Source organism: Psychromonas aquatilis (assembly GCF_038155185.1).
GTDB lineage: Bacteria > Pseudomonadota > Gammaproteobacteria > Enterobacterales > Psychromonadaceae > Psychromonas > Psychromonas aquatilis.
This window is the reverse complement of record NZ_JBAKAZ010000090.1, coordinates 1-7376: the sequence shown is the minus strand read 5'-3', so window position 1 is coordinate 7376 and position 7376 is coordinate 1. Positions and strand designations below refer to the sequence as shown.

The following is a 7376-nucleotide window of genomic DNA, read 5'->3' as shown; positions in this document are numbered from 1 at the left end:
GCTGTGCTATCGAGATTGGACAAATTTGGAAACTTAATTAACGGAATTGGTATTACTTTATGTAAAGAGATAAGGCAGTTCTCTGATGTACCGATTTTAATGCTTACCGCTAAAGTCGAAGAAATTGATCGTTTATTAGGTTTAGAGCTAGGCGCAGATGATTACATTTGTAAACCCTTTAGTCCGAGAGAAGTGGTTGCGCGTGTTAAAGCCGTGCTGCGAAGAACGAATAAACTGACATCTAAAGCCTTAGACTTTTTTATCGATGAAGCATGTTTAACAGTTAATTTTATGGACGTTAAGGTACAGCTAACATCTGTGGAATTTCAGTTGTTGAAGCCACTATATAACCAACCAGGGAGAGTTTTTACACGAGATCAGTTAATGAACAATATGTATCCAGATCAGCGTATTGTAAACCACCGAACGATCGACAGTCATATTAAAAAACTAAGAAAAAAACTGTTAGATATTAGTCAGGGAGAGGAGTTAATTCAATCTGTTTATGGGGCGGGGTATCGCTTTGTGTTACCGAATACTGAAGTCTAGAAAGAAACCAGTCTCATACAATGAAGCAGTAAATTTTAGGTAAAAAAATACCCGCTCGAAAGCAGGTATTTTTACATTAAAGTGTTTTACTGATTACTCAGCTTCAACAACTTCAAGGTTGATAACTGCATTAACGTCAGAGTGTACTGAAACAGCAATCTCGTAAGTACCAGTTAAACGTAAAGCACCTTCTGGAAGGCGAACTTCACTTTTTGCTACAGCTACACCAGCAGCAGTGATTGCATCAGCAATATCACGCGTACCGATTGAACCGAATAATTTACCAGCTTCACCTGCTTTAGATGCAATTACAACTGCTTCTAATGCATTAAGAGCTTCACCACGTTCTTGAGCGGCAGCTAGGTTAGCAGCTTGCTTAGCTTCTAATTCAGCACGACGTGCTTCAAAAGCTTCTAAGTTTGCTTTGTTTGCTGGTACAGCTTTTTGCTGTGGGAAAAGAAAGTTACGTGCGTAACCTGCTTTAACATTCACTTTATCACCAAGGTGACCAAGGTTAGCAACTGTATCTTGTAGAATAACTTCCATAATCTATAGCTCCTATTACTTGTGTAAGTCTGTGTATGGTAAAAGTGACAAGTAACGTGCACGTTTGATTGCGCGCGCTAATTGGCGTTGGTATTTTGCACTTGTGCCAGTAATACGGCTAGGTACGATTTTACCACTTTCAGTGATGTAATTTTTTAATGTAACAACGTCTTTGTAATCAATTTCGCTAACACCTTCAGCAGTGAAGCGACAGAATTTACGACGGCGGAAGTAACGAGCCATGGTAGTTCCTTAAATTTGTTCTATGTACTGAGCATGTAACACCAATTTACCAAGATTGCTCTTGCTTTGGTGATAAGTGATAAAACCACTTACTTTAATATGCATGCCTTTCGATAATTTATTTTTCAACTGATTTGCTAATGGTCCACTCGTTGCAATTGGCATATAGCACATTGCATTTCGTGGTAATCCAGCTTCTTCTTGCACTGAACGATGTTCAATGGTCAGGTTACAGTGTTCAATGCCACTCGGGCTTGTTTTGTGTATCGGACTTTCGGTCACAATACCTGTAAGTTGCAAAAAGTTATCAGTCACTTAGTTTCTTATGCTTCAGCTTCTGTTGCAGCAGGTGCAGCAGCTTCAGCTTCTGGGCGTGGAGCACGAGGAGCACGTTCAGTACGTTCTTCTTTTGCTTTAGCCACTACAGATGCTTCAGTTACAGGCGCTTTAGTGCGCATGATCATGTTGCGGATCACTGCATCGTTGAAACGGAAAGCTGTTTCCAAGTCATCGATTACTGATTGCTCTGCTTCAATATTCATAAGAACATAGTGTGCTTTGTGTAGTTTGTTGATTGGGTAAGCCAGTTGACGACGGCCCCAGTCTTCTAGACGATGAACAGTACCACCAGCTTCAGTAATAGAAGTTGTGTAACGTTCGATCATACCATTAACTTGTTCACTCTGATCTGGGTGAACCATAAATACGATTTCATAATGACGCATATAAAAATCGCTCCTTACGGGTTAGTAGCTTCATAAGTTGGCTCAGCCGTACCAAATAGAAGCAAGGAACAAAAAGGGTGGCTGATTTAAGGCGGCAGATTGTACATTTAAGGGACAACTTAAGCAAGCAAGAAACACCAGATAAATAGTAAATAAATAAAATTATCTGAACTTTTGTTTTTTCGGTGCCTCTATAAGATACAATTTAGTATTATTGATTTTTTTATTTTATAGAGCCTATTTCATTGAATACTCGTTTTTTATATATACTACTGGTTAGCTTGTTCTTGGTAGCAGTAAGTGCGTGGTGGGAAGTGATTGCTGATAAGTACGATACAATTACTCAAGACCAGGCAGAAACAATAAATGATGACGTACTGACTGAACAGATAAATTTAGCTGAAACGGCTGCTGAAGGTGGTTTAGATTTAGGTGAATCGGTTGTTACTCAGCTCAGTGAATCAGAGGTTCAAAAGCTTATTGAAGCGCAATCAAAAAGCAAGCAGCAAATTGCTAATTTAAAAAAGCAATTAGGAGAAGAGCAGGCGAAAAGAGTTGATGCTGAAAAAAAGCTAGTAGAGCAACAAAGCTTGACCACTTCTCTAGTTAACCGCAACGATCAACTCTCTGATCAACTATCGACCTTAGATAACCAAGTCAACATTAATCAGTTTGAGTTAAGAGAAAGTTTAAAAAGAGAAAGAAAACTTAATCAAACGTTAAAAGCAGAGCGTTTACAACATGCTAATTTATTAAGCTCTTCTATTGACCAAATTAAAAGTAAAATTGATCAAAAACCGGATTTGTTAAAAACAGTTAATACTGCAGACCCTGAGGATGATAGTGATGTTGCTGATGTCAACGAAGAAGCGCCTAAAGTCGAAGATCATTTTAGTGGGGCGGTAGAGTTTGGGTTTAATTTCGATAGAGATAATCAACGTACTAAAGGCGTTGAAGGACGATTGATATTAGATTACAACGTTAAAGAAAAATATAACGTTAACAGTGATATGCAGTTCGAATATGAAAATGAAGATGGCGAAGATACGGAAGATGAATTACGTTGGCAGTTACAAGGTAACTATAACTTAACGCCTGTCGATACCGCTTTTATTAGGAGTGATATCCAACGTAGTGGATTTGCTTCTTATGAAAAAGAAGACACCTTTACCGTGGGGTATGGACATATCTTTTTTAATGAAAATAATCATAAGTTTAATGTGGAAGTTGGCCCAGGTTATAAATTAGCCGTTCCTAATGATGGCGAAGATGATGTTTCATTTAATGAGTATATTTTACGTACTAAGCTAAACTACGAAAGGATTGTCACCGAAAGCTTACAAATAAGTACGCAAGGTATAGTGGAGCTAGGCCATGAAAATAGCGTTTATGAAATAGGTGCTAGAGCGCAAAATAGAATTTATCAAGAGCTGTATCTTATCTTTGATGTAAATTATAAATACAATCAAAATGTGCCTGTTGATACAAGAAATGATGAACTTTCTACAGGTTTAAATCTTCAATATGCATTTTAAAGAAGAGTAATATCAACAGAAAAGCATAAAAAATCCCTAGTCATAACAGTGTATGACTAGGGATTTTAAATTTATAGCGTAGGGCTGTAATTAGCGGCGCTGACGAACCACTTCAAATAAACAGATACCTGTTGCTACCGATACATTTAAGCTAGAAACAGCACCCGCCATTGGCAGTTTTATTAATTCATCACAATGCTCACGTGTTAAGCGACGTAACCCTTTACCTTCCGCACCCATTGCTAAAGCCATGCCACTTTCTAACTTACAATCGTAAAGACTTTGCTCTGCTTCACCTGCTGTGCCATAAATCCAGATACCTTTATCTTGTAAATTGCGCATGGCACGCGCTAGATTGGTTACATGAATTAATGGGATTGACTCTGCTGCACCGCAAGCAACTTTACGCACGACAGGCGTCAGGCTTGCTGAATTATCTTTAGGGATAATCACCGCGTGTACACCTGCTGCTTCTGCACTTCGTAAACAAGCACCAAGATTATGTGGGTCAGTCACACCATCTAAAATTAATAAAAATGGTGGTACATCTAATCCTTCAAGAATCGGCTCTAGGTCGTTATCAGTTAATATTTTTAAGCCTTTAACACGCGCCATGATCCCTTGATGCTGTTCGCCATCCGACTTTTCATCTAATGCTTTACGTTGCATAAACTGAACAGATACTCCCCAATCTTTGGCTTTATTAAGTACTTCGTGCAAGCGCTCATCATCACGACCTTTTAACGCATAGATTTCAATAACACGCTCAGGTTGCTTTTCTAATAAGGCATCAACAGCATGCATACCGTAAATAATTTCACTTTTACTCATTTTTATTTCTCTAATTCTTTAATATTAATTGTTATTTATTCGCTTATTTATTACTAAAAATCAGCTTTTTTTAGCTTTATTTCGCGCTCGTTCAGCTCTACCTGGACGACTTTTTTTGGTGCTGGTTGTCTTTTTCTTTTTAGAAGAAAGGGTATTCTTTACACCTTGCTTAACAGGTCTTTTCTTTTTAGGTTTAGTGGCTGCCTTTTTACTATTCTGAGTCTCTTTTTCTGTTACTTGACTCTCAGTACTCTGTTTTGAGCTAGTGCGATTTGATTTTGATTTTGCACGTTTGTCCATTGGACGATCTTTTTTTCTATCATTAGTACGACGACCACGACCTCGTTTACCTGCTAAGGCTTCATCGGCTAATTCAAAATCAATTTTTTTATCATCTAGGTTAACAGATAACACATTTACTTCTAACACGTCACCGATTCGATAAACACGACCCGTTCGCTCACCCGTTAAGGTTTGTTTGCCGGCATCAAAAATATAATAGTCAGAGCCTAGGCTATTCATATGCACAAGTCCGTCGATATGAATATCATTAAGACGCACAAAGAAACCAAAACTAGTGACGGCTGCAACGGTACCAACCATTTTATCGCCGATATGATCTTGCATATATTCACATTTTAATGAATCAGCAACATCACGCGTTGCATCATCTGCACGACGTTCGGTCATTGAACAATGTTCACCAAGCGATCCCATTTCATCATGTTGATAATGGTAACCGCCTGTTTCCGTCCATTTTGCTTTTAATTGATTATTCTTTTTATGTGCAACTAAGTATTTAATGGCACGATGTAAAATCAAATCAGGGTAGCGACGAATAGGGGATGTAAAGTGAGCGTACTCTTCTAGCGCTAAACCAAAATGTCCTAAGTTTTCATCTTGGTAAACCGCTTGTTTCATAGAGCGTAATAACATGGTTTGTAATAAATCACTGTCATCACGGTCCGCAAAGCTCTCAGCTAAATCAGCATAATCACGCGGAGCAGGTTTTTCACCACCATTCAGTGTTAATCCTAATTCACCTAAGAAAGAGCGGAAGTTAGCTAATTTCTCTTCGCTTGGGGTCTCATGAACACGATACAAAGCAGCCGCATCAGCTTCACCAATTAAACGAGCAGAAGCCACATTCGCTTGGATCATACATTCTTCAATGATTTTATGTGCGTCGTTACGTACTAATGGCACAATCGATTCGATTTTACGTGCTTCATTAAATAAGAATCGTACTTCTAATGTTTCAAACTCCATTCCACCACGAATATGGCGCGCTTTTTTAAAGGCTTTATATAGATGCTCAAGTTCTTCTAAGTGTGGCACTAATGGTTTGTATTGTTCACGTAAAGGCTGATCACCTTCTAAAATAGCAGCAACTTTTGTATAGGTGAAACGTGCATGGGAATTCATTACCGCTTCGTAGAATTTATAGTCAGTTAGTTGTCCATCTTCAGAGATAACCATTTCACTGACCATACATAAACGGTCAACCTGTGGATTGAGTGAACATAACCCATTAGATAATACTTCAGGAAGCATAGGGATTACTTGGTCTGGAAAGTAAACCGAGTTACCGCGATTAATCGCTTCTTTATCTAAAATAGTACCTTTACGTACATAATAACTTACATCAGCAATCGCAACCCATAAACGCCAACCGCCATTAGGTTCTTTTTGACAGAATACAGCATCATCAAAATCTCGAGCATCTTCACCATCAATAGTAACTAAAGGTAAGTCGCGTAAGTCGACACGACCTTTTTTAGCTTCTTCTGGTACGTGCTCGCCATATCCTTCTATTTCTTTATCTAATCCTGCAGGCCATTCATGGGGAATATCATGGGTACGCAGGGCGATATCAACTTCCATACCCGGTGCCATATTCTGGCCTAAGATTTCAGTTATTTTACCGGTGGCATTAAAGCGTGCTTTAGGGCGCTGTAAGATTTCTACAACAACAATTTGCCCGTGGCGTGCACCAGCATTATTTTCTTTGTTAATAATTATTTCTTGGTTAATACGAGTATCATCAGGAATAACAGACGAAACGCCATCTTCTACAAAGTAGCGTCCAACGATTGTTTCTTGCCGCGCTTCTAATAAGCGTACAAAGCGGGCTTCTGTTCGACCACGAGAGTCTACTTTTACCGGCTGGGCTAATATAGTATCGCCATGGAATAAGAAACGCATTTGATGGTTAGGTAAAAATAAGTCTTTACCGTCGTCTTCGGTTTTTAAAAAGCCAAAGCCATCTTTATGGCCAATGACTTTACCTGTTGCGAGATCTAATTTATCTGGGATTTGATAAGTTGCATTACGGCACCAAATAAGTTGTCCATCACGTTCCATCGCTTTTAAACGACGACGTAGTCCTTCTGCTTCTTCATCACTACTTAGTTTGAATGCTTTAAATAAAGCATCACGAGTGATTGGTTTTCCATGTTTTTCTATAAATTGTAAAATGAATTCACGGCTAGGCACTGGATGTTCGTATGTTTGTGATTCTCGATCAATATTCGGATCTATGGTCATATTTGAAACTCTTTGTAAGGCATTTAGCTAAAGTATATCTGAAAATGACTAAAAGCTTTGAATTAATAACAAAAAGCGTAAATTTTTTAAATTTTATACGATTTGTTCATCTATTGAGCAAGTAAACATATTTTATTAAAAAAAACACAAAAAAGACTAGACAGATTTTACAGAGTTCAGTAATATCCGCGCCACGCTAAAGACGTGAGCACCCGTAGCTCAGCTGGATAGAGCGTTGCCCTCCGGAGGCAAAGGCCACAGGTTCGAATCCTGTCTGGTGCGCCATTACTTCGAGGCAATATTCTTAAAGTGATGGTCGGAATGTAAATTAGTTTTTAGTTAATATAGTGGCGGATGTAGCTCAGTTGGTAGAGCCCCGGATTGTGATTCCGGTTGTCGC

8 protein-coding genes and 1 tRNA gene are annotated in these 7376 nt (G+C 38.7%); 3 read left to right on the top strand and 6 right to left on the bottom strand.

The features are described 5' to 3' along the window. Positions 1–549 (top strand): winged helix-turn-helix domain-containing protein (locus V6256_RS14420; protein WP_341598952.1); only part of this gene is annotated, 549 nt, incomplete at its 5' end. Positions 550–642: 93 nt separating this feature from the next. Here V6256_RS14420 and rplI read toward each other — a convergent pair. From rplI to rpsF, 4 genes are read right to left on the bottom strand one after another with little or no spacing between them, the layout of a single operon-like run. Beyond that, a complete protein-coding gene (gene rplI, locus V6256_RS14415) occupies positions 643–1095 on the bottom strand; it encodes a 50S ribosomal protein L9 (RefSeq protein WP_341598951.1) in 453 nt (150 codons plus the stop codon). Positions 1096–1110: 15 nt separating this feature from the next. Next, a complete protein-coding gene (gene rpsR / locus V6256_RS14410; protein WP_019613652.1) occupies positions 1111–1338 on the bottom strand; it encodes a 30S ribosomal protein S18 in 228 nt (75 codons plus the stop codon). Positions 1339–1347: 9 nt separating this feature from the next. Beyond that, a complete protein-coding gene (gene priB / locus V6256_RS14405; RefSeq protein ID WP_341598948.1) occupies positions 1348–1653 on the bottom strand; it encodes a primosomal replication protein N in 306 nt (101 codons plus the stop codon). 8 nt (positions 1654–1661) lie between these two features. Continuing rightward, entirely contained in the window at positions 1662–2063 is a 402-nt protein-coding gene (gene rpsF / locus V6256_RS14400) for a 30S ribosomal protein S6 (protein ID WP_341598946.1), read from the bottom strand. Positions 2064–2308: 245 nt separating this feature from the next. On the opposite strand from rpsF, the gene V6256_RS14395 reads away from it, so the two are divergent. Further along, on the top strand, positions 2309–3598 hold the full coding sequence (locus tag V6256_RS14395; RefSeq protein WP_341598945.1) for a DUF481 domain-containing protein: 1290 nt from the start codon (positions 2309–2311) through the stop codon (positions 3596–3598). Between the two features lie 90 nt (positions 3599–3688). On the opposite strand, the gene rlmB is transcribed toward V6256_RS14395, so the two are convergent. Both rlmB and rnr read right to left on the bottom strand, forming a co-directional pair. Further along, a complete protein-coding gene (gene rlmB, locus V6256_RS14390; RefSeq protein ID WP_341598943.1) occupies positions 3689–4429 on the bottom strand; it encodes a 23S rRNA (guanosine(2251)-2'-O)-methyltransferase RlmB in 741 nt (246 codons plus the stop codon). Between the two features lie 60 nt (positions 4430–4489). Next, positions 4490–6976, bottom strand: a complete 2487-nt coding sequence (rnr, locus tag V6256_RS14385) for a ribonuclease R (protein ID WP_341598942.1) — start codon at positions 6974–6976, stop codon at positions 4490–4492. Positions 6977–7184: 208 nt separating this feature from the next. Here rnr and V6256_RS14380 point away from each other — a divergent pair. Further along, positions 7185–7261: transfer RNA gene (locus tag V6256_RS14380), tRNA-Arg, on the top strand. Positions 7262–7376 lie beyond the last annotated feature (115 nt).

Bases quoted from the DNA above. Each gene is read 5' to 3' on its own strand.
- rplI (WP_341598951.1), bottom strand. From the start codon at position 1,095: ATGGAAGTTATTCTACAAGATACAGTTGCTAACCTTGGTCACCTTGGT.
- rpsR (WP_019613652.1), bottom strand. From the start codon at position 1,338: ATGGCTCGTTACTTCCGCCGTCGTAAATTCTGTCGCTTCACTGCTGAA.
- rpsF (WP_341598946.1), bottom strand. From the start codon at position 2,063: ATGCGTCATTATGAAATCGTATTTATGGTTCACCCAGATCAGAGTGAA.
- rlmB (WP_341598943.1), bottom strand. From the start codon at position 4,429: ATGAGTAAAAGTGAAATTATTTACGGTATGCATGCTGTTGATGCCTTA.
- rnr (WP_341598942.1), bottom strand. From the start codon at position 6,976: ATGACCATAGATCCGAATATTGATCGAGAATCACAAACATACGAACAT.